General features: G+C 73.4%; 17 protein-coding genes. 8 read left to right on the top strand and 9 right to left on the bottom strand.

Annotated elements, in window-relative coordinates:
- Window positions 1-143: 143 nt before the first annotated feature.
- Window positions 144-1,184 (top strand): hypothetical protein, encoded by a 1,041-nt coding sequence (locus IEY99_RS25105; RefSeq protein WP_189206507.1) that lies wholly within the window; start codon window positions 144-146, stop codon window positions 1,182-1,184.
- Between the two features lie 4 nt (window positions 1,185-1,188).
- Here the strand turns inward: IEY99_RS25105 and IEY99_RS25100 are convergent, their stop codons facing one another.
- Window positions 1,189-2,268 carry a sugar ABC transporter substrate-binding protein gene (locus tag IEY99_RS25100; RefSeq protein ID WP_189206506.1) on the bottom strand — a complete coding sequence of 360 codons (1,080 nt, stop codon included), beginning with the start codon at window positions 2,266-2,268 and terminating at the stop codon, window positions 1,189-1,191.
- A gap of 114 nt (window positions 2,269-2,382) precedes the next feature.
- Window positions 2,383-3,267 carry an AurF N-oxygenase family protein gene (locus IEY99_RS25095; RefSeq protein ID WP_229799219.1) on the bottom strand — a complete coding sequence of 295 codons (885 nt, stop codon included), beginning with the start codon at window positions 3,265-3,267 and terminating at the stop codon, window positions 2,383-2,385.
- A 55-nt stretch (window positions 3,268-3,322) separates the two neighbouring features.
- On the opposite strand from IEY99_RS25095, the gene IEY99_RS25090 reads away from it, so the two are divergent.
- Window positions 3,323-3,991: a TetR family transcriptional regulator gene (locus tag IEY99_RS25090; RefSeq protein WP_189206504.1), complete on the top strand. Its 669-nt coding sequence runs from the start codon at window positions 3,323-3,325 to the stop codon at window positions 3,989-3,991.
- On the top strand, window positions 3,988-4,287 hold the full coding sequence (locus IEY99_RS25085) for a DUF4873 domain-containing protein (protein WP_189206503.1): 300 nt from the start codon (window positions 3,988-3,990) through the stop codon (window positions 4,285-4,287). The genes IEY99_RS25090 and IEY99_RS25085 overlap by 4 nt, the downstream gene beginning before the upstream one ends.
- On the opposite strand, the gene IEY99_RS25080 is transcribed toward IEY99_RS25085, so the two are convergent.
- Complete coding sequence (locus IEY99_RS25080) at window positions 4,241-5,260, bottom strand: AraC family transcriptional regulator (protein WP_189206502.1); 1,020 nt, start codon at window positions 5,258-5,260, stop codon at window positions 4,241-4,243. The two genes, IEY99_RS25085 and IEY99_RS25080, sit on opposite strands and share 47 nt — an antisense overlap.
- Window positions 5,261-5,330: 70 nt before the next feature.
- On the opposite strand from IEY99_RS25080, the gene IEY99_RS25075 reads away from it, so the two are divergent.
- The 4 genes from IEY99_RS25075 (at window position 5,331) to IEY99_RS25060 (ending at window position 9,825) form a co-directional block, all read left to right on the top strand.
- The gene (locus IEY99_RS25075; protein WP_189206501.1) at window positions 5,331-6,779 is read left to right on the top strand and encodes a flavin-containing monooxygenase; all 1,449 of its coding nucleotides are present in this window, start codon (window positions 5,331-5,333) and stop codon (window positions 6,777-6,779) included.
- Window positions 6,776-7,648, top strand: coding sequence for an SDR family NAD(P)-dependent oxidoreductase (locus IEY99_RS25070; RefSeq protein WP_373293431.1), 873 nt, complete (start codon window positions 6,776-6,778; stop codon window positions 7,646-7,648). The genes IEY99_RS25075 and IEY99_RS25070 overlap by 4 nt, the downstream gene beginning before the upstream one ends.
- A complete protein-coding gene (locus IEY99_RS25065; RefSeq protein ID WP_229799218.1) occupies window positions 7,645-8,496 on the top strand; it encodes an alpha/beta fold hydrolase in 852 nt (283 codons plus the stop codon). The genes IEY99_RS25070 and IEY99_RS25065 overlap by 4 nt, the downstream gene beginning before the upstream one ends.
- Window positions 8,497-8,604: 108 nt before the next feature.
- Window positions 8,605-9,825 carry an AGE family epimerase/isomerase gene (locus IEY99_RS25060; RefSeq protein ID WP_189206500.1) on the top strand — a complete coding sequence of 407 codons (1,221 nt, stop codon included), beginning with the start codon at window positions 8,605-8,607 and terminating at the stop codon, window positions 9,823-9,825.
- A gap of 130 nt (window positions 9,826-9,955) precedes the next feature.
- Here IEY99_RS25060 and IEY99_RS25055 read toward each other — a convergent pair whose 3' ends face one another.
- The 5 genes from IEY99_RS25055 to IEY99_RS25035 form a co-directional block, all read right to left on the bottom strand.
- Window positions 9,956-11,287, bottom strand: a complete 1,332-nt coding sequence (locus tag IEY99_RS25055; protein ID WP_189206499.1) for a nitrate/nitrite transporter — start codon at window positions 11,285-11,287, stop codon at window positions 9,956-9,958.
- Window positions 11,284-11,601 carry a Rieske (2Fe-2S) protein gene (locus tag IEY99_RS25050; protein WP_189206498.1) on the bottom strand — a complete coding sequence of 106 codons (318 nt, stop codon included), beginning with the start codon at window positions 11,599-11,601 and terminating at the stop codon, window positions 11,284-11,286. Before IEY99_RS25050 ends, IEY99_RS25055 begins: the two co-directional genes overlap by 4 nt.
- Window positions 11,598-14,057 (bottom strand): nitrite reductase large subunit NirB, encoded by a 2,460-nt coding sequence (gene nirB / locus IEY99_RS25045; RefSeq protein WP_229799217.1) that lies wholly within the window; start codon window positions 14,055-14,057, stop codon window positions 11,598-11,600. Before nirB ends, IEY99_RS25050 begins: the two co-directional genes overlap by 4 nt.
- A 1-nt stretch (window position 14,058) precedes the next feature.
- On the bottom strand, window positions 14,059-16,152 hold the full coding sequence (locus IEY99_RS25040; RefSeq protein WP_189206497.1) for a molybdopterin oxidoreductase family protein: 2,094 nt from the start codon (window positions 16,150-16,152) through the stop codon (window positions 14,059-14,061).
- A 69-nt stretch (window positions 16,153-16,221) separates the two neighbouring features.
- Window positions 16,222-17,364 (bottom strand): uroporphyrinogen-III synthase, encoded by a 1,143-nt coding sequence (locus IEY99_RS25035; RefSeq protein WP_189206496.1) that lies wholly within the window; start codon window positions 17,362-17,364, stop codon window positions 16,222-16,224.
- 172 nt (window positions 17,365-17,536) lie between these two features.
- Between IEY99_RS25035 and IEY99_RS25030 the strand changes: the two genes are divergently transcribed.
- The gene (locus IEY99_RS25030) at window positions 17,537-18,865 is read left to right on the top strand and encodes a TIGR04013 family B12-binding domain/radical SAM domain-containing protein (protein ID WP_189206495.1); all 1,329 of its coding nucleotides are present in this window, start codon (window positions 17,537-17,539) and stop codon (window positions 18,863-18,865) included.
- 22 nt (window positions 18,866-18,887) lie between these two features.
- On the opposite strand, the gene IEY99_RS25025 is transcribed toward IEY99_RS25030, so the two are convergent.
- A complete protein-coding gene (locus IEY99_RS25025; protein WP_189206494.1) occupies window positions 18,888-20,021 on the bottom strand; it encodes a threonine synthase in 1,134 nt (377 codons plus the stop codon).
- Window positions 20,022-20,065 lie beyond the last annotated feature (44 nt).

The following is a 20,065-nucleotide window of genomic DNA, read 5'->3' as shown; positions in this document are numbered from 1 at the left end:
CGCGACGACGCTAGCGGACCCCGCCGGAGCGGGTGGGGTCGGATACATGAAGCCGGATAAGCCTCACAAATGGCGTCCGCCGGCCGACGGATCGGCTCGTATCGCGGCGGGGACCGTCCCCGCCGCGGAGACGGAGGTCACGGGTGTCGTACCGGGGACGGGCATGGATCGCGGCGGTGGTCGCCGGGGGCGCCGCGGCGCTGAGCGTGCCGACGGCGGCACTGGCGGGCGGCGCCGGGGCGCTGAGCGTGCCGGCGACGGGACCGGCGGGCGGCGCCGCGGCGCCGGTGTCCGCGGCGGCCGAGCCGACGACGCTGACCCTCACGGCGCCGACGACGGTCGCCCGGCTCGGCTCGCTGACCCTCAGCGGCACGCTCGGCGCCGGGGCCGGCACGCTCACCGTGAGCCGTAAGGACCTCGCCGGCACGCACGCCCTGCCCGACGTGACCGCGGACGCCTCCGGCGCCTTCACCGTGCTCGACAAGCCCCCCGTGGGCGGGACCAACACCTACACGGTGAGCTGGGCCGGCACGGACACCGCGGCCCCGGCGAGCGCCCAGGCGAGCGTCACGGTCTCCCGCCGCGCCACCAGCGTAACTATCGGTACCGACGCGATCACCTACAGTTATGGCGGGACCGCCACCATCACGGCGAAGCTGGGCACGACCCACGACTCGCGGGCGCTCTGCGTCTACGCCACCCCGCGGGGCGGCACCCGGACCAAGGTCAAGTGCGGCACCGGTACGGTCACCGCCACGTACAGGACGACCCGCCGCACCACCTTCAGCGCCGCCTTCACCGGCGACCAGTGGTACCTGCCGGCCACCGCCACCAGGTCGGTGACCGCCCGCGCCCGGATCGAGCAGGCACTGGACCGCTACTACGGCACCTCGGGCAAGTACAAGCTCTACCGCACCACCGCCACCCCGGTGTACGGCGCCCGGGTGTCGCCGGCCCGCCCCGGCAGCTGCGTCAAGGTCCAGATCCAGGCCTACTCCTCCGGCAAGTGGCGCGCCCTGACCACGCCGAGCTGCGTCCCGCTGAACGAGGAGAGCATCACCGCCGGCTACCTCATCGTCCCGCGCGCCAAGGGCCTGACCTACCGCGTGCGCACCTCGTTCGCGGGCGACGCCATGAACGCCGCCGCCACCGGCGCCTGGCAGTACGTGAAGTTCACCGCCTGAGCGGTCAGCCGAGGCCCGCGGCCGCACACGCGGCCGCGTACTCGGCGGTGCAGAGCTCCTGTTCCGTCACGAACCCCTCGGCGATGACCTCGGGGATGGTGTCCCGGGTGACGGCCTTCGGGGTGAGCAGGATGGCGGGGACGTTCCGGCCGGTCTCCGGGTCGGTGACCACGTCGGCGGCCGTGGTGGGCCGCTGCCCCCGGGCCAGGGCGACCGCCAGCGAGGTCGCCACGGCGGCCTCCTGCTCGATGTCCTTGTAGACGGTCATGCACTGGTCGCCGGCGAGGATGTTGCGCAGGCCCTGCACGGTGGCGTCCTGCCCGGTGACCATGACCTCGCCGTTCAGCCGGTACTTGCGCAGCACCCCGATGGCCGCGTTGGCGATGCCGTCGTTGGCCGCGAGGACGCCCCTGATATCCCGGTGCTGCGTCAGCATCTGCTCGAACATCGTGCCGGCCTGCGCGTTGTCCCACTCCGGCACCGACTGGTCCGGGCCCTTCACGAAGTCACCCGAGTCGAACCTCGGCTGCAGCACCGAGTCGTAGCCCTGCTTGAACAGCGTGGAGTTGTTGTCGGTCGGCGATCCGTTCAGCTCGGCCACCACCGGCTTCGCGTACCGCTTGGCGGCCAGGCACCGCACCAGGCCCTCGCCCTGCAGCTTGCCGACCGCGACGTTGTCGAAACTGACGTAGTAGTCGGCGCCGCCGCTGAGCGTCAGCCGGTCGTAGTCGATCGTCGCGATCCCGGCCTTCTTCGCCTTGTCGAGGACCGCCTTGCCGGTGCCGGAGTCCAGGTTCACGATCATCAGCACCCGGACCCCGCTGGAGATCATCCCGTCCGCGATGGTCTGGAACTGGCTCTTGTCGCCCTGCGCGTTCTGGATGTCGGCCGCCACGCCGGCCTCGGCGAACGCCGCCCGCAGGTAGCGGGGGTCGGCGGTCGCCCACCGCGCCGAGCTCTTCGTGTCGGGCAGGATCACGCCGACCCTGCCCACCCCACCGCCACCGTCACCGCCGCCGTCGCAGGCCGCGACGCCGCTGGCCAGCATCCCGGCCGCGGCGAGGGCCAAGGCCGTCCTCGCCATGGTGGTTCCTTCCCCTCCGCCCAGGCCCCGGTCCCGCGCCGGAGTCGTGCCCGGCAACGGTCGTCCATCACGGACGCGAACACAAGGGTGCCGGGCCGGCCGGGCGGAAAGGAATCAGAGCAGGCCGGACCGGCGCCACAGGGCCATGCCCGGGCCGCCGATCAGGTCGAGGTCCCGCAGGTAGGCGACCACCTTCTCGGCCGCCCAGCGCATCGTCGCGCGGTGGTGGGGGTTGGCCCAGGCCGCCCGGACACCCTCCCGCGGGTCGATGCCGACCGAGCGGTAGACCTCGGGCGCGATCAGGCGCCGGCCGCTCAGGTAGGCGGCCCGCGCGATGATCAGCCGGTCGTGGGCCAGCCTCTTCCGGCTGGCCACCCGCACCTGGCGGGCGAGCTCCTCGCGGGCGTAGCGGACGTGGCGGGCCTCCTCGATGACGTGGATGCGCGAGACCATGCGGACCAGCGGCTGCACGGTCTCGTCGGCCGCCGCCTCGCGCTGGAGGGAGTCGAGGATCTCCTCGCAGATGAGGATGGCCGCGTACATCCGGGGGCCGGTGGCCGTCAGCGCGATCAGCTTGCCCAGGCCGGAGTCGAACGCGCCGACCCGGTAGACCGGGCATTCCAGCTTCTCGATCATGCGGCCGAACATGACCGAGTGGCGGCACTCGTCCGCGACCTCGGTGAGGGCGTACTGGGCGTGGGGGTCGGTGGGGTCCTGTTTGTAGTACTCGCGCAGCAGCAGCTGCATGAGGATGGTCTCGAACCAGACGCCGAGGGCCGCGATGCTGGCGACCTCGTGGCGGGTCAGCGTGATCCGCTGCTCGGGGGTGAGCCGGCGCCACAGGGCGGTGCCGTAGAGCGAGCACCGGTGCTCCGGCACGAACCAGGCGTCCGGGAGCAGGGGCGCCGCCCAGTCGATCTCGACACCGGGGTCGTAGGAGTGCGCCGCCGAGGAGCGCAGCAGCCGGGTCGCTGTCTGGGAACGGTCGGAGAGAACCACGTCTGACCTCCGCGGGGGGTTGACGTTACCGGAAGTAACAGCTACTTCTCGTACTATGAGCGCCGACGACGAGACAGTCAACAGTGCCGATGGGCGCAGCAAGCGGTGGGCGCACCACCGCGAGCGGCGGCGCGAGGAGCTCATCGACGCCGTCATCGAGGCGATCCGCGAGCTGGGCCCCGAGCCCGGCATCGACGCGGTGGCCGCGCACGCCGGCGTCAGCAAGCCGGTGCTCTACCGCTACTTCACCGACAAGTCGGGCCTGTGGGAGGCCGTCGCCCGGCGGGCGGCGGCCGCGGTGGTCGAGGCGGTGGCGCCCGCCGTCGCCGCCGTCGGCGAGGACCGCGAGGTGGTCACCGCGGCGGTCGACGCCTACCTCGCCTTCATCGAGAACGATCCGCACCTCTACCGGTTCGTGGTGCACCAGCGGGGCATCGCCCGGGAGCGCGACATCGTGGCCGAGGCGATCGACACGGTCGCCAGCGTGCTGGCCCGCATCCTCGGCGACCGGCTGCGCGGGCTCGGGCTGGACTCGGGGGGCGCGCTGCCGTGGGCGTACGGGATCGTCGGCTACGTCCAGACCGTCGGCGACTGGTGGCTACGGCACCAGCAGCCGATCAGCCGCGAGGCCCTCGCGGAGTACCTGACCACGTTGCTCTGGGGCGGGATGGACGGGGTCCGGTCCGCCGCGGACACACCAGGAGGATTGGCGGCGAAACTGTGAGCGATGCGGACGAGGAATACCGGGGCGAGGCCGAGATCCGGGCCGGGGAGACGGCGGTGACCGTCACCGTACGGCTGTCGGCGCAGTTCGAGCCGGTCGAGGGCCGCTACCGCTGGGCCGGACGCGCGGCGCCCGACGACACCCTCAGCGCCCAGCTGCGGGCCGGGGCGCGGGACGTGACCGTACGCGTCGGCGGGCGCGAGGCGGCGGCCCGGCTGGGCGAGCCGGACCCCTGGGGCGGCGTGCGCCTCACCGGGCTGGGCCGGCCGCCGTGGAGCGCAGATGCCGGGGCGTGAGGCCGTACCAGCGCCGCACCGCGCGGCTCAGCGCGGACTGCTCGGCCAGGCCGACCATGGCGGTGACCTGGGTCAGCGGCAGGTCGGTCCGGGTGATGAGCCGGTGCGCGGCCACCCGGCGGACCTCGTCCAGGATGGTCTCGAACGTGGTGTCCTCGCCGGCCAGCCGGCGCTGCAGCGTGCGCGGATGCGTCCGCAGGACCTTGGCGACCGCGGTGACCTCGACCGGCGAGGATCCCAGCGCCTGGGTCAGCAGCAGGCGCACCCGCTCCGCGAGCCGCTCGCCGGGCGCCGGGAAGTGGCCCGCGATGGAGTCGACGGCCAGCTGGTGCAGCTGCTGGTTGCCGCCGGGGACGGCGGTGCCGGTGAGGCCGCCGGGCACCCGCAGCACCGCGGCGGGCCGGTCGAAACGCACCTCTGCGCCGAAGAAGCGGGTGTACACCTCGACCGGCGCCAGCGCCGGGTGCGGCAGGTGCACCGAGCGCAGCCCGTACGGGCCGCCGCGCAGCAGCACGATGATCCGGTGGAACAGGCCCAGGCCCAGCCCGGCGGCCTGCGGCGGCAACGGCTCCACCTCCGTACTGCGGTAGAGCAGGCCGACCACGCCGGGCCGGCCGGACGGGTCCGGGATCTGCGAGACGGTCAGCGCGGGACTGTGCACGAAGAGGAACCGGCGGGTGGTGGCGAGGGCCTCGCCGAAGGTCGGGGAGTTCTCGATCGCCAGGGCGAGCGGCCCCAGCACCGATGCGTTCTGCGTCGCGGCGAGGCGCAGTCCGAGGTCCGGACAACCGAGCTCCGCCGCGGCCGTCTCCAGCAGCTCCCCGGCGGCCAGCGCCGGGATCACCGCGTCGTCGGACTCCACGGCCGCGCAGGTCACCCCGAAGCGCGCGAGCAGCGCGGCACCGTCGCCGCCGAGGCCGTCCAGGAGCGCGGGCAGCCCCCGCAGGCTGGCCGCGCGCACCACCGGTTCCATGGCGGGAAAGGATAGATCCCTGTCGCACAAAGGCAAGTCTCCCGACGGGTACGAGCGAAAGACTGGTGTCATGGCCGAACACTTCGACGTCCTCATCATCGGCGCCGGCCTGTCCGGGATCGGCGCGGCGTGGCGGCTGAGCCGGGAACGGCCCGGCACGACGTACGCGATCCTCGAGGCCCGGACCGCGATCGGCGGCACCTGGGACCTGTTCCGCTATCCCGGCGTCCGCTCGGACTCCGACATGTTCACCCTCAGCTACCCGTTCCGGCCGTGGCGCGGCGCCAAGGCGATCGCGTCCGGGGAGTCGATCCGGGCGTACATCCGCGAGACCGCCGAGGACGGCGGGATCATGCCGCACATCCGCTTCGGCACCAAGGTGCTCGCCGCGAGCTGGGCGGACTCGCGCTGGACCGTCACCACCGACCGGGGCACCTTCACCTGCGACTTCCTGTACGCCTGCGCGGGCTACTACGACTACGCCCAGGGCTACCAGCCGCAGTTCCCCGGCCAGGAGGACTTCCGCGGCACCCTCGTGCACCCGCAGTTCTGGCCCGAGGACCTGGACTACACGGGCCGGCGGGTGATCGTCATCGGCAGCGGCGCGACGGCGGTGACCGTGGTGCCCGCGATGGCCGGGACCGCCGCGCACGTGACGATGCTGCAGCGCTCCCCGACGTACATGACGGTGCTGCCGGAGCGCGACGTGCTCGCCGACCTGCTGCGCCGGGGGCTGCCGCCGCGGATCGCACACTCCCTCGTGCGCGCGAAGAACGTCCTGCTGACCCAGGGCTTCTACCAGCTCGCCCGGCGCCGGCCCGAGCGGGTCAAGGCCCTGCTGCGCCGCTTCACCCTGGCCGAGCTCGGCGACCGGGCGCTGCTGGACGAGCACTTCACCCCGACCTACCAGCCGTGGGACCAGCGGCTGTGCGTGGTCCCCGACGGCGATCTGTTCACCGCCATCAAGGCGGGTACGGCCTCGGTGGTGACCGCCCACATCGACCGGTTCGTGCCCGAGGGCATCCGGCTCACCGACGGCCGGGTGCTGGAGGCGGACGTCGTCGTCTCGGCCACCGGGTTGTCGCTGCTGCCCCTCGGTGGCGTCGAGCTCACCGTGGACGGCGCGCCCGTGGACCCCGGCAAGACGGTTGCCTACCGCGGCGTGATGCTCAGCGGCGTGCCGAACTTCGCGTACTGCATCGGCTACACCAACGCCTCCTGGACCCTGCGCGCCGACCTGTCCCACCGCTACGTCCTGCGGCTGCTGTCCTACATGGCCCGCAACGGCTACACCAGCGCCACCCCGCAGGAGAAGCCCGGACCGCGCCGGCCGCTGCTCGACCTGACGTCCGGCTACGTGCAGCGGTCGCTGGACCGCTTCCCGAGCCAGGGCGACCGCGACCCGTGGACCGTCCGGCAGAACTACCTGCGCGACGCCCTCTTCACCCCCCGCGCCGACGTCACCCGGGACATGACGTTCGGCCGCAAGCCCGCCCCCGTGCTGGAGGAGATCCGATGACCGGACTGACCCCGTACCGTTTCGCCGGGCGTACCGCCGTGGTGACCGGCGCCGCCGGCGGCATCGGCGAGCAGCTGGCCCACGGCCTCGCCGCCCGCGGCAGCGACCTGGTGCTCGCCGACCGCGACGCGCTGCGCCTCGACGAGGTGGCCGAGGCGCTGCGGGCCGCCTATCCCGGCCGGGCGATCGAGGCCGTGGTCGTGGACCTGGCCGACCGCGAGGCGGTGATCGCCTTCGCGCGGGGCGTCCGCGAGCGGCACCCGCGGCTGGGCCTGCTGATCAACAACGCCGGCGTCGCCCTGGGCGGCCGCTTCGACCAGGTGACGGTGAGCGAGTTCGAGTGGGTGATGGCGGTGAACTTCACCGCGCCGATGCTGCTCATGCACCACCTGCTGCCCAGCCTGACCGCCGAGCCGGGCTCGCACCTGGTCAACATCTCCAGCCTGTACGGGCTGATCGCCCCGCCCGGGCAGTCGGCGTACAGCGCCAGCAAGTTCGCGCTCCGCGGGCTGAGCGAGGTGCTGCGCGGCGAGCTGCTCGAGAACGGCGTCGGGGTGACCACCGTGCACCCGGGCGGCGTGCGTACCCGGATCGCGGAGAGTGCGCGCATCGCCGAGGGCATCCCGGCCGACGAGGTCGAGGAGCACCAGCGGTTGTTCGCCGCGCTGCTGACGTATCCACCGGAGAAGGCGGCCGCCGACATCCTCGACGGCGTGCGGCGCCGCCGCGGCCGGCTGCTCATCGCCCCCACCGCGAAGCTGCCCGATCTGCTCGCCCGGCTGATGCCGGAGTCGCACATGCGGCTGCTCGCGAAGGTCACCGAGGCGGTCGCCCGGCGCGGCGCGGCGAAGGTCGGGGTGAACAAGTGATCAAGGAGCTGACCGTCCGCGGCGCCACCATCCGCGTGCACGAGACCGGCGACCCGGACCACCCGCCGATCCTGCTGCTGCACGGCATCGGCCGCAGCCTCGAGGACTGGCTGCCGCAGCACGACCGGCTCTCCGGGCGGTGGCGGGTGATCAGCGTGGACCTGCCCGGCTTCGGCCTGTCCGACCGGCTGCCGGGGCCGATCAGCCTCGCCTCGCTCGCCGAGGGCGTGCTCGCCACGGTGGACACGCTCGGCGAGCGGCGCCCCATGCACGTGATGGGCAACTCGCTGGGCGGCGCGGTGTCCATGCAGCTGCTGACCGCGGCCCCGGACCGGGTGTCAAGCCTGACGCTGGTCAACAGCGCCGGCTTCGGCAAGGAGGTGGCATTCTTCCTGCGCGCCCTCGCCATCCCCGGCCTCGGCAGGCCGCTCATGCGCCGCATCGACGCCCGGGTGGCCCGGCGCATCGAGCGCGCCATCTTCCACGACCGGATCCACGTCACCCAGGAACGCGTCGACTTCGCGCTGAAGGTGGCCGCCCGCCCCGAGTACGCGATGGTGTTCCTGGAGACCGCCCAGGCCCTGGGCGGGCTGCGTGGCATCCGGGCGCCGTGGCGGCAGACGCTGCTCGCGGAGGTGGCCGAGCACCCCCGCCCCACGCTGCTCGTCTGGGGCGACCGCGACCTGATCCTGCCGGCCACGCACCTCGCGGCGGCCCGGGCGGCGTTCCCGGACGCCCGTGCGCACATGTTCGAGAACACCGGGCACATGCCCCAGATCGAACGCCCCGACGAGTTCGCCGAGCTCGCCGAGCTGTTCCTGACGGCCCGCTCGGACACCCCCGCCTAGCTTTCTCCCGGCACGGTGCCGGCACGACCGCGGATCGTGCCGGCACCGTCCACGACTCTCCACACGGTCGGCCGTCGCGACCCTGGCGCGGCGCCTAGAGTGATCCACATGTCCGCCTGGCCGCGCAGTTCCGCCCACCACCGCTGGCTCGACCAGCACAGCCGCGATCTGCTGGCCTTCGGCCGCCGCACCGCCGACCCGGGCGGCGGCGCCCGCTGGCTGGACGAGCGCGGCGAGCCGATGCCCGACCGGCCGGTGTCGGTGCTGATCAGCAGCCGGATGACCCACGTCTACGGCATCGGCGCCCTGCTCGGCGTCCCCGGCGCCGGCCGGATCGCGGCACAGGCGATGGCCGGGCTCACCGGGCGGCTGCGCGACGGCGAGCACGGCGGCTGGTTCTCCGCGGTGGCCGCCGACGGCACGCCCCAGCCCGGCAAGGCCTGTTACGACCACGCGTTCGTGCTGCTCGCGGCCTCCACCGCCGTCCAGGCCGGACTTCCCGGCGCCGGTGAGCTGCTCGGCGAGGCCGCCGAGGTGCTGCTCACCCGCTTCTGGGACGAGGAGGCCGGCCTGTGCGCCGACAGCTGGGACAGCGCGTTCACGGTGCTCGACGACTATCGCGGCATCAACGCCAACATGCACGCCGTCGAGGCGATGCTGTCGGTGGCGAGCGTGACCGGTGACCCTGCCTGGGTTGCCCGCGCGCGGCGGATCTGCCGGTTCGTCGTGACCGTCGCCGAGGCGCACCGGTGGCGCATCCCCGAGCACTACGACGCCGCGTGGCAGCCGCTGCCGGAGTACCACCGCGACGCGCCGGACCATCCCTTCAAGCCGTACGGCGCCACGGTCGGCCACGGCCTCGAGTGGTCGCGCCTGCTGCTGCACGCCGCCGCCGCTCCGGCGGCCGGGGACACGGCGTGGCTGAGCACCGCGGCCGGCGAGCTGTTCGACCGCGCGGTGACCGAGGGCTGGGCGGTCGACGGCCGGCCGGGCTTCGTCTACACGACGGACTGGACGGGCCGCCCGGTCGTCCGCGACCGCATGCACTGGGTGGCGGCCGAGGGCGTGCACGCCGCGGCGGCGCTGCACGCCCACACCGGGCAGGCGGTCTACGCCGAGTGGTACCGGACCTGGTGGGACTACATCGACGAGTTCCTGATCGACCACGGCCACGGGTCGTGGTTCCACCAGCTCGACCCGGAGAACGGCCCGACCGCGACGGTGTGGCCCGGAAAGGCGGACCTGTACCACGCCTTCCAGGCGACGCTCGGTCCCCGCGTACCCCTGTGGCCGATGCTCGCGACCGCCGTGGACGAGCATCTCGCCTGAGTGTCGGTCATGGGTGCGGGAATCGGCCACGGACGGGTCGCGGCGAAGACGCCAAGGAGCGCTCACCGGAACGCGACCGCCTCACCCGCGAGGCGGCGCGGGTGAGGCGGCTCCTGCGTCCGTGGGTCGCCTAGATCCTGGCGGAGCCGGGAGGGCGGCGCAGGTAGACCACCCAGGTCACCAGCAGAGCGACCGCGTAGCAGGCGATGAACGTGAGGTATGCCGCGTCCGCCGAGCCGTACGTCAGGAACGACTGCCGGAAGGCCAGGTTGACCAGGACGCCGCCGAAGGCGCCGATCGCGCCGGCGATGCCGATCACCGCGCCGGACAGCCGACGGGCCTCGTGGGGGTCGTCCGGGTGCTTGAGGGCGAAGATGCGCGGGATCATCTTGTACGTCGAGCCGTTGCCGACGCCGCTGACCACGAACAGCGCCACGAACCCGGCGAGGTAGAGCGGCAGGGAGTGGCGCTGCGCGGCCAGCAGGACGGTGCCGGCGCACCCGGCCAGCGCCGCGAAGGTCCACGCGGTGACCCGGGCGCCGCCCAGCCGGTCCGCCAGCGCTCCGCCGACCGGACGGACCAGCGAGCCCAGCAGCGGGCCCAGGAAGGTCAGGTACGCGGCCTCGGCGGGGGTGGCGAACATGTCGGCGAACTGCACCTGCAGCACCTGGCCGAAGGCGAAGCCGAAGCCGATGAACGAGCCGAACGTGCCGATGTAGAGCACCGACATGATCCAGGTGTGCGGCTCCCGGACGGCGTCGCGCATGCCCCGCTTCTCGTTGCGCGCCTGGGTGAGGTTGTCCATGGTGAGGGCGGAGACCACGGCGGCCACGACGATCAGGGGGATGTAGACGCCGGCCACGAGGCCGGGGTGGCCGGCGCCGAAGAAGGCCAGCACGGCGAGGCCGACGAGTTGCACCGCGGCCACGCCGAGGTTGCCGCCGCCGGCGTTGATGCCCAGCGCCCAGCCCTTGAGCCGGTCCGGGTAGAAGGCGTTGATGTTCGCCATGGAGGAGGCGAAGTTGCCGCCGCCGACGCCGGCCACGGCGGCGATCGCGAGCAGGGTGCCGTACGAGACGCCCGGCTCGATGAGCACCGCGGCGAGCACCGACGGGACGAGCAGCAGCGCGGCGCTCACGATGGTCCAGTTGCGGCCGCCGAACCGGGCCACCGCGAAGGTGTACGGGATCCGCAGCACCGACCCGACCAGCGCCGGCACCGCGGTGAGCAGGAACTTGCCGGCCGGGTCGATGCCGTACGCCGGCCCGAGGAAGAGCACCAGCACCGACCACATCGTCCACACCGAGAAGCCGATGTGCTCGGAGAAGATCGAGGCGATCAGGTTACGGCGGGCGACCGTGGCGCCCCCGTTCGCCCAGAAGGCCGGGTCCTCGGGTCGCCAGTCGTCGATCCAGCGTCCCTTCTTGCTCAGGGCGGGACGGTCCAGGGTAGTCACGCTCATGCCGCAGGCACCTCCGTGTGGATGACGATGTGGCCGTCGTCGTCGACCCCGACGGGGTAGACGGTGAGGTTGGGCAGCCCGCTCAGCGAGCAGCCGGTGGACAGGTCGAAGGCGTTGAGGTGCAGCGGGCAGAGCACGACCGTGCCGTCGATCTGCCCGTCGGCGAGCGGGCCGCCACGGTGCGGGCAGACGGCGGTCGTGGCTCGCAGAGAGCCGTCGCGCAGCCGGAAGACGGCCACCATAACACCGTCTACTGTGTACGTCCGCCCCTCGCCGGGCGGGATCTCGGCCGCCGGCCCGAGCCGGGTGCTCATCGGACCGGCACCTGGGGCAGGGCCACCAGCGGCAGCGAGGTCCGGAACTGCCCGGGTGTCACCGGTGCGTCCCGTTCCTTCCAGGGATCGGCGTACGCGGCCACGGACGCGGCCATCGCGGCGTCCAGGTCGGCGGCGATCCCGTCGGCGTCGTCGACGACGATCTCGCGGATGCGCTCGATGCCGATCCGCGGCACGAACGCGTAGGTGCGCTCCAGCCAGTTGGCGTTCTCCCGGTAGTACTGCAGGAACCGCCCGGTCAGCGTGACGACCTCGTCGGCCGTCGCCACCGTGGCGAGCAGGTCGCCCTTGCGCACGTGCGCCCCGGCCGCCCCGCCCACGTAGATCTCCCAGCGGCCCCCGTCGACGGCGACGACGCCCAGGTCCTTGACGTACGCCTCGGCGCAGTTGCGCGGGCAGCCGGTGACGGCGAGCTTCATCTTGCCCGGCCCCTCGATGCCCTGGTAGCGCTCCTCCAGCGCGATGCCGAGCGCGGTGGAGTCGCCGACGCCGAAGCGGCAGAAGTCCGAGCCGACGCAGGTCTTCACGGTGCGGAAGCTCTTGGCGTACGCGTAGCCGGACGGCATGTCGAGCTCGGCCCAGATCTGCGGCAGCTTCTCCTTGGGCACGCCGAGCAGGTCGATGCGTTGCCCGCCGGTGAGCTTGACCATCGGCACGCTGTGCCGCTCGGCCACCTCGGCGATCCGGCGCAGCTGCTCCGGGGTGGTGACGCCGCCCTTCATCTGCGGCACCACCGAGAAGGTGCCGTCGCGCTGGATGTTGGCGTGCACCCGGTCGTTGATGAAGCGGGCGTCGCGCTCGTCCTCGTACTCCTCGCCCCACATCATCTTCAGCAGCGAGGCCAGGCCCATCTTGCTCTTGGCGTCCTCCGTGCCGCCCGGCACCAGGGTGGCGAAGACCGAGGACACCGACTTCAGCCCGTGGGTACGGATCGCCCGCATCAGCTCCGGCTTCGGCATGGGCACGCCGGGGACGTACCAGGAAGCCTTGGGGTCCTCCTCGACCTCTCCCCCGGCGGCCCACTCGACGATCCGCTGGACCACGCTCTTGCAGGTGCCGCAGCCCTTGCCGGCCCGGGTGGCGTCCATGACGCCGGTGACGGTCCGGCAGCCGCCCTGCACGGTCTGCACCAGCGTGCCCTTGCTGACGCCGTTGCAGTTGCAGACCTGGGTGTCGTCGGGCATGTCGGCGGCGCTGACCTCGGCCGGCGGGCCGCCGAGGTCGAACATCAGCTCGGCGCGGTCCTCCGGCAGGGCCAGGCCCCGGTCGAACGCCTGCATGAGGAAGGCGACCTTGCGCACGTCGCCGACGAGCGTGGCGCCGATCAGGCGGCCGTCGCGGATGACGAGGCTCTTGTAGACGCCCTTGCGCGGCTCGCTGAAGACCACCGTCTCGTCGTCCTCGCGCTCGGCCTCCTGGACGCCCATCGCGGCGACGTCCACCCCGGCGACCTTCAGCTTGGTGGCGACCCGGGAGCCGTGGTACGCCGCGTCCGGGTCGCGCCCGGTGAGGTGGTCGGCGAGCACCTTCGCCTGGTCCCAGAGCGGTGCCACCAGCCCGTAGACCTCGCCGCGGTGCTGCACGCACTCGCCGACGGCGTAGATGTCGGGCTCGCCCTGCACGCGCATCTGGTCGTCGACGACGATGCCGCGGTCGACCGTGAGCCCGCTCGCCTGCGCCACCTCGGCGTTGGGGCGGATACCGGCCGCGATCACCACGACGTCGCAGTCGATCGTGCGGCCGTCGGCGAGCTGCACGCCGGTGACCGCGTGCTTGCCGAGGATCTCCGTGGTCATCGCGTCGGTGATCACCTCGATGCCGAGCTGCTCCACGCTGCGCTGCAGGATCTTGCCGCCCTGCGCGTCCAGCTGGGTGTTCATCAGATGGCCCATGGCGTGCAGGAGCGTCACGTGGCTCACGTGGTTCTGCAGGCCGCGGGCCGCCTCCAGGCCGAGCAGGCCGCCGCCGATCACGACCGCGCGCTCGTGGTCGCGGGCGTAGCGGATCATCGCCCGGGTGTCGTCGAGCGTCCGGAAGGCGAAGACGCCCTGGTGGTAGCCGCGGCCGGGGCGGTGGATGCCCTTGATCGGCGGCACCCACGGGCGGCTGCCGGTGGCGATGATCAGTTTGTCGTACGGCGTCGCGGTGCCGTCCTCGGCGTACACCCGCCGCTCGCGCGGGTCGATGCGCGCGATGCGGGTGCCGGTGTGCAGGGTGATGCCGTTGTCGGCGTACCAGGACAGGTCGTTGAGGAAGATGCCCGCCTCGTCCTCCACGCCCGCGAGGACATTGGAGAGCATGATGCGGTTGTAGTTGCCGTACGGCTCGTCGCCGAAGACGGTGACGGCGAAGTCGCCGTCCCGGGCGAGGATCTCCTCGAGCGTACGGGCGCCGGCCATGCCGTTGCCGATGACCACCAGACGCGGTTGCTGCACTTCAGCGGTTCCCTTCTTCCTCGGTTCGCGAGATCGCGACCGCGCACGCCTTGAAGGCCGGCATCCGGGAGTGCCGGTCGAGCGCGGGATCGGTGAGGGCGTTGACGGCGTTGTCGCCGCCCCAGTGGAACGGCGCGAAGACGGTGTCCGGGCGGATGCCGGGGTCGAGCCGGGCCCGGAAGAGCGCGCGACCGCGGCGGCTGCGCAGCTCGACCAGGTCGCTGTCGGCGATGCCGTGCCGCCGGGCCAGGTCGGGGTGCAGCTCGACGCGCGGCTCCGGCGTCGCCATGGTCAGCGCGGCGACGCGGCGGGTCTGGTTGCCGCTCTGGTACTGCTGCATCGTGCGGCCGGTCGTCAGGACGTACGGGTAATGCCGGTCGGGAAGCTCGTGCGGGTCGCGGTGCTCGACCCGCACGAACCGCGCCCGCCCGTCGGGCGTCGGGAAGTCCTCGGCGAACAGCCGCGGCGTGCCCGGGTGGTCCTCGGACGGGCACGGCCAGAACACGCCCTGCTCGGCGTCGAGCCGCTCGTAGGTGATGCCGGCGTAGTCGGCGATCCCGCCGGCGCTGGCCCGGCGCAGCTCCTCGAACACCTCGCGCGGCTCGGCGCTGAAGAACTCGCCGCGGCCGAGGCGCCCCGCGAGGTCGGCGAGGAAGCGCAGGTCGGTGCGGACCTCGCCGGGCGGGGGCAGGGCCCGGCGGCGGCGGATGACCCGGCCCTCCAGATTGGTCATCGTGCCCTCCTCCTCGGCCCACTGCGCCGTCGGCAGGACCACGTCGGCGAGGGCGGCGGTCTCGGAGAGGAAGATGTCGGAGACCACGAGCAGGTCGAGCGCGCGCAGCCGGTCGATCACGTGGGTGGCGTGCGGCGCGGAGACGGCGATGTTGCTGGCCAGCACGAGCAGGACCCGCACCCCGCCGTCGGTGCCGAGCCGGTCGAGCATCTCGTACGCCGACTTCCCGGGCATCGGCAGCTCGGAAGGGTCGATCCCCCACACCTTCGCCACGTGCGCGCGGGCGGCGGGGTCGTCGAGGCGCCGGTAGCCGGGCAGCTGGTCGGCCTTCTGCCCGTGCTCGCGCCCGCCCTGCCCGTTGCCCTGGCCGGTGATCGTGCCGTAGCCCGAGTACGGGCGCCCGACCAGGCCCAGCGCGAGGGCGAGGTTGAGGTAGGCCTGGGCGGTGTCCGTGCCGTTGCTGTGCTGCTCCGCGCCGCGGGCGGTGAGGATCATCGCCGGGCCCTCGGTGGCGAGCAGCCGGACCGTCTCGCGCAGGTGCGCCTCCGGCACGCCGGTCATCCGCTCGACCCGGGCGGGCCAGTAGGCGTTGACCGCGGCGCGGACCGCCTCGAAGCCGCTCGTCCGGTCCCGGATGTAGTCCTCGTCCACCAGGCCCTCGCGGATCGCGAGGTGCAGCAGGCCGTTGGCCAGCGCCAGGTCCGTGCCGGGCAGCGGCTGCAGGTGCCGGTACGCACCCTTCGCCGTCGCCGTCAGCCGCGGGTCCACCACGATGTGCCGGGCGCCCTCGGCCCGCCCCGCGTCGAGGTACTGCATCGAGGGCGGCATGGCGTCGGCCGGGTTGGCGCCGACCAGCAGCACCGTGCGCGCCCGGGCGACGTCCTCCAGCGGGAAGGGCAGCCCGCGGTCGACGCCGAGCGCCCGGTTGGCGGCGGTGGCCGCCGACGACATGCAGAACCGGCCGTTGTAGTCGATGGACGCCGAGCGCAGCGCCACCCGGACGAACTTGCCGAGCGCGTACGCCTTCTCGTTGGTGAGCCCGCCGCCGCCGAACGCGCCGACGCTGTCCGGGCCGTACCGTTGCTGGCTGGCGCGGATCGCGGTGACGATCCGGTCCAGGGCCTCGTCCCAGGTGGCCGGGCGCAGCGGGCTGCGGCGGTCCGCGGGGTCCTCGCGCACCAGCGGGCTCAGCAGGCGGTCCCGGTGGTCGAGCAGCTCCGCGGCGGTCCACCCCTTGGCGCAGAGGCCGCCGCGGTTCACCGGGAAGTCGGCGGGTTCCAGGTGCACCCGCGGGATCACGGGTGTCAGCCGGATGCCGCACTGCAGAGCGCAGTACGGGCAATGCGTCTCGGTGACCGTCACGCCCACGATGGTGGCGGGCCGTCGTTTCCATTCCCCGCCCGTGCCGATTGCCTCGACGTTCGCAATTCTTTACAACGTGTGTACGCGGGATGTGAGATCCACGTCGTCGACCCGCAGCCGGTAGCCGCGCTTGATGACGGTCTCGATGTGCCCGCCGCCGCCGAGGGCGGTGCGCAGCCGCGCGATGGCGACGTCCACCGCGTGCGCGTCGGTGCCCCGGGGCAGGGCGCCGGCCAGCCGCTCGCGGGCGACGACGGCGCCCGGGCGGGCGGCGAGCGCGCCGAGGATGGCCATCGCGGCCGGCGCGAGGTTGCGCAGGCGACCGTCGACGAGCACCGCGTGCCCGCGGATCTCCAGCTCGTCCCCGGCCACCCGCAGCCGCGGCGCCCGGCGCGGCAGCTCGTCCGTGACGACCTTGACCAGGGCGCCGAGCCGGGACCGGTGCGGGGTGACCACGGGCACGCCCTGCTCGACCAGCGAGGCCGCGGTGACCGGCCCCACGCAGGCCGCCATGGTGCGGCCGCGGAACCGGTCCAGCACCTCGGGGGCGGCGTCGCCGGCGGTCTCCAGCAGGGCCTGCACGGCCGGGGCGCTGGTGAACGTGACGGCGTCGAGCTGCCCGGCGGTGAGGCGGCCGACGAGGCGGTGCACCGGTGCCATGTCCGCCGGCAGCGTCCACCGGTAGACCGGGATCTCCACGACGGTGGCCCCGGCCGCGCGCAGCGCCCCGGTGAACCCGGCCTGCGGGCCGCCGTGCAGCTGGACGGCGATCCGCCGGCCGGAGACCCCCTGTGCCAGCAGCCACTGCAGGATCTCCTCCGACGACTCGGTCGCGGCGGACCAGTCCTCGGTGAGGCCGGCGGCCCGGATGGCCCCGCACGGCTTGGCGCCCCGGGCGATCACCCGGGCCCGGCGCAGCGCGGCCCGCAGGGCGTCGCCCATCCCCCACCCCTCGGCGGCCTCCAGCCAGCCCCGGAAGCCGATGCCGGTGGTGGCGACGACGATGTCCGGGGCGAGCCCCACGCAGACCTCGGTCGCGGCCTGCAGGGCCCGGTCGTCGCGCACCGGCACGATGGTGATGACGGGCGCGACGACGACCCGCGCGCCGCGCCGCTCCAGCAGGGCGGCGAGCTCGTCGCGCCGCCGCTCGGCGGTGACGGCCACGGTGAACCCGGCGAGCGGTCCCGCACCGTCGTTCTGCTCGGCTCTCACCCGACAGATGCTCGCCACCGGGCGTTACGGGTACGGATCCCGAATGTTTCGCCCGTGTCAACGCCGAACCACGGGTCGCGCAGATCGGGGCAGCCGGGGCCGCCACGACGACCGCCTTCCGGCCCCGCCCGGCGCGCGGCCGAACGGTCCGGGCTCCTGGCACAATCGCGGGATGAGCGGCCCGGACCTCGTCCTGATCCTGCGCTACCGCAAGGCCGTGACGTACGGCTTCCACGTGCTGCTCGGCGCCCTGGAGGAGCACGAGACCACCACCCGGTACGAGGTCCGCTTCGGCGACACCCCCGAGACCACCGCGGAGCACATCCACAGTGCTCTCGCGTCGGGTGCCCGGGTGCTGGTCCTCTGGTCGTTCTACTCGCCCGACGCGGACGCGCTCGCCGCCGAGCTGGCCCACATCCGGACCCTGGCCGACGACGACCGGGTCCGGCACGTGGCGGGCGGGGTGCACGCCACCGCCGAGCCGGTGCAGACCCTGGACGCGGGCTGGGACGTCGCCGCCGTCGGCGAGGGCGAGACCACCCTGCTGCGGCTGGTGGACGCCGTGGGGGACCCGGCCGGGGTCACCGGGCTGGTGTACCGCGACGAGACCGGCGGGATCGTCAAGACGGGACGGCCCGAGCGCCGGCCGCTCGGCGACTTCCGCGGGTTCTCCCTCAAGTGGGACCGCTTCAACGCTCTGGAGATCACGAGAGGCTGCGTCTTCTCGTGCCGGTTCTGCCAGACGCCGTTCATGTTCTCGGCGCGGTTCCGGCACCGCAGCGTCGAGAACGTACGGTGGCACGTCGATCGGATGCGTGCCCGCGGCCTGCGGGACGTCCGGTTCATCACCCCGACGGCGCTGAGCTACGGCAGCCAGACGGAAGAGCCGAACCTCGACGCCGTCGAAGAGCTTCTCGCCAGCTGCCGCGAGGGCATCGGCCCGAACGGCCGGGTCTTCTTCGGCAGCTTCCCCAGCGAGATCCGCCCCGAGCACGTCAGCCGCGACGCTCTGCGCCTGGTCAAGAAGTACTGCGACAACAACAACATCATCGTGGGCGCCCAGTCGGGCTCCGACCGGGTGCTCGGCGCGGCCAAGCGCGGCCACGGCGTGGAGGAGGTCAAGCGGGCCGCGCGGCTCGGCGTCGAGGAGGGCTTCCGGATCAACGTCGACATGATCTTCGGCATGCCCGGCGAGGACGAGCGGGACGTCGCGGACTCGCTGGCCCTGGCCCGGGAGCTGGCCGAGCTCGGGGCGCGCATCCACGCGCACACCTTCATGCCGCTGCCCGGCACCCCGTGGCGGGACGCCCCGCCGGGCGACGTCGACCCGGCGACCGTCCGCGAGGTGGACCGGCTCTCGCAGCGCGGCGCCCTCTACGGGCACTGGCAGAAGCAGCGCGACCACGCGGCCCGGCTCGCCGCCGCGGCGCAGGCCTATCCGCGGCCGGGCCGCAGCCGCACCATCCTGCCGACCCTGCCGACCGTGCCCGGCGCCGGATAGCCGCCGGCCCGGCCGGCGTCCCTCAAGGTGTCGTCGCCGCCGCGAGCAGGCGGCCCACCGCGTCCGCGGCCTTCAGCGCCGAGCCGGTCAGGATCATCACCGTGGTCTCGTCGCGGCGCAGCGAGCCCCGGCGCAGGAACTCGCGTGCGGCCGGGACCACGATCGCGCTGGTCGGCTCGGCGTAGAGGCCGCGTCCGGCCAGCTCGAACGTCGCCGGGCCGATGTCGTGCTCGGCCACCGCCGCCAGGTCACCGCCGGAGACCCGGACCGCCTCGAGCACCTCCCGGTCGCGCACGGGCCGGGCGATGGCCGTACCTTCGGCGACCGTCGGCGCCCACTGCGCGGGCACGGTCTCGCTCGCGCCGCTGTCGAAGGCCGCGACGAGCGGCGCGCAGTGCCGCGGCTGGGCGACCAGCAGGCGCGGGCGGCGCGTGATCGCGCCGGAGGACAGCAGCTCCCCGAAGCCGAGGTGCAGGCCCAGCACCAGGCTGCCGGCACCGCACGGCACGACGACCGCGTCCGGCCCGGCGAAGCCCAGGTCCTCCCAGATCTCGTACGCCAGCAGCTTCGTGCCCTGCAGGAAGAACGGGTGCCAGTTGTGGCTGGCGTAGAACACCGAGGCGGAACGCCGGAGGGCCGCGTCGGCGGTGTGCTGGCGGCTGCCGGGCACCAGCTCCACGGTGGCCCCGTGCACCCGGCTCTGCTGGATCTTGGCCGGGGAGGTCGCCTCGGGAGCCAGGATCGTGGCGCGGATCCCGGCGGCGGCCGCGTACGCGGCGACCGACGAACCGCCGTTGCCGCTGCTGTCCTCCAGAATCTCGGTGACGCCCTGCTGGCGCAGGGCCGAGACCATGACGGTGGTGCCGCGGTCCTTGAAGCTGCCGGTCGGGTTCAGCCACTCCGGCTTGACCCGCAACGCGACGCCGTCGAGCTCGAGGGGCAGCAGCGGCGTCCGCCCCTCGCCGAGGGTCACCGGGCGCGCGATCGGTGCCGGCAGGGCGGCGGCATAGCGCCACAGCGAGCGCACGGAGGTGTCGACGTCGGCGCGGGTGATGCCGGGCAGCGGCGCCACCATGAGCGGCGAACCGTCGTCGCCGCGCCACCGCGGCTCATCGATCGGGTAGCGGTGGCCGGAGCGGTCGACGAGAGCGGGCATGGCGCCATCCTCGCAGAAAAATCTTGCGGCGCCTCTTGGCACTC

The organism is Couchioplanes azureus (assembly GCF_014648355.1).
GTDB classification, from domain to species: Bacteria; Actinomycetota; Actinomycetes; order Mycobacteriales; family Micromonosporaceae; genus Actinoplanes; species Actinoplanes azureus.
Note: the sequence above shows the minus strand (reverse complement) of the source record. Positions and strands in the feature narration are given on the sequence as shown.

Bases quoted from the DNA above. Each gene is read 5' to 3' on its own strand.
- IEY99_RS25100 (WP_189206506.1), bottom strand. From the start codon at position 2,268: ATGGCGAGGACGGCCTTGGCCCTCGCCGCGGCCGGGATGCTGGCCAGC.
- IEY99_RS25090 (WP_189206504.1), top strand. From the start codon at position 3,323: ATGAGCGCCGACGACGAGACAGTCAACAGTGCCGATGGGCGCAGCAAG.
- IEY99_RS25080 (WP_189206502.1), bottom strand. From the start codon at position 5,260: ATGGAACCGGTGGTGCGCGCGGCCAGCCTGCGGGGGCTGCCCGCGCTC.
- IEY99_RS25075 (WP_189206501.1), top strand. From the start codon at position 5,331: ATGGCCGAACACTTCGACGTCCTCATCATCGGCGCCGGCCTGTCCGGG.
- IEY99_RS25070 (WP_373293431.1), top strand. From the start codon at position 6,776: ATGACCGGACTGACCCCGTACCGTTTCGCCGGGCGTACCGCCGTGGTG.
- IEY99_RS25060 (WP_189206500.1), top strand. From the start codon at position 8,605: ATGTCCGCCTGGCCGCGCAGTTCCGCCCACCACCGCTGGCTCGACCAG.
- IEY99_RS25055 (WP_189206499.1), bottom strand. From the start codon at position 11,287: ATGAGCGTGACTACCCTGGACCGTCCCGCCCTGAGCAAGAAGGGACGC.
- IEY99_RS25050 (WP_189206498.1), bottom strand. From the start codon at position 11,601: ATGAGCACCCGGCTCGGGCCGGCGGCCGAGATCCCGCCCGGCGAGGGG.
- IEY99_RS25030 (WP_189206495.1), top strand. From the start codon at position 17,537: ATGAGCGGCCCGGACCTCGTCCTGATCCTGCGCTACCGCAAGGCCGTG.
- IEY99_RS25025 (WP_189206494.1), bottom strand. From the start codon at position 20,021: ATGCCCGCTCTCGTCGACCGCTCCGGCCACCGCTACCCGATCGATGAG.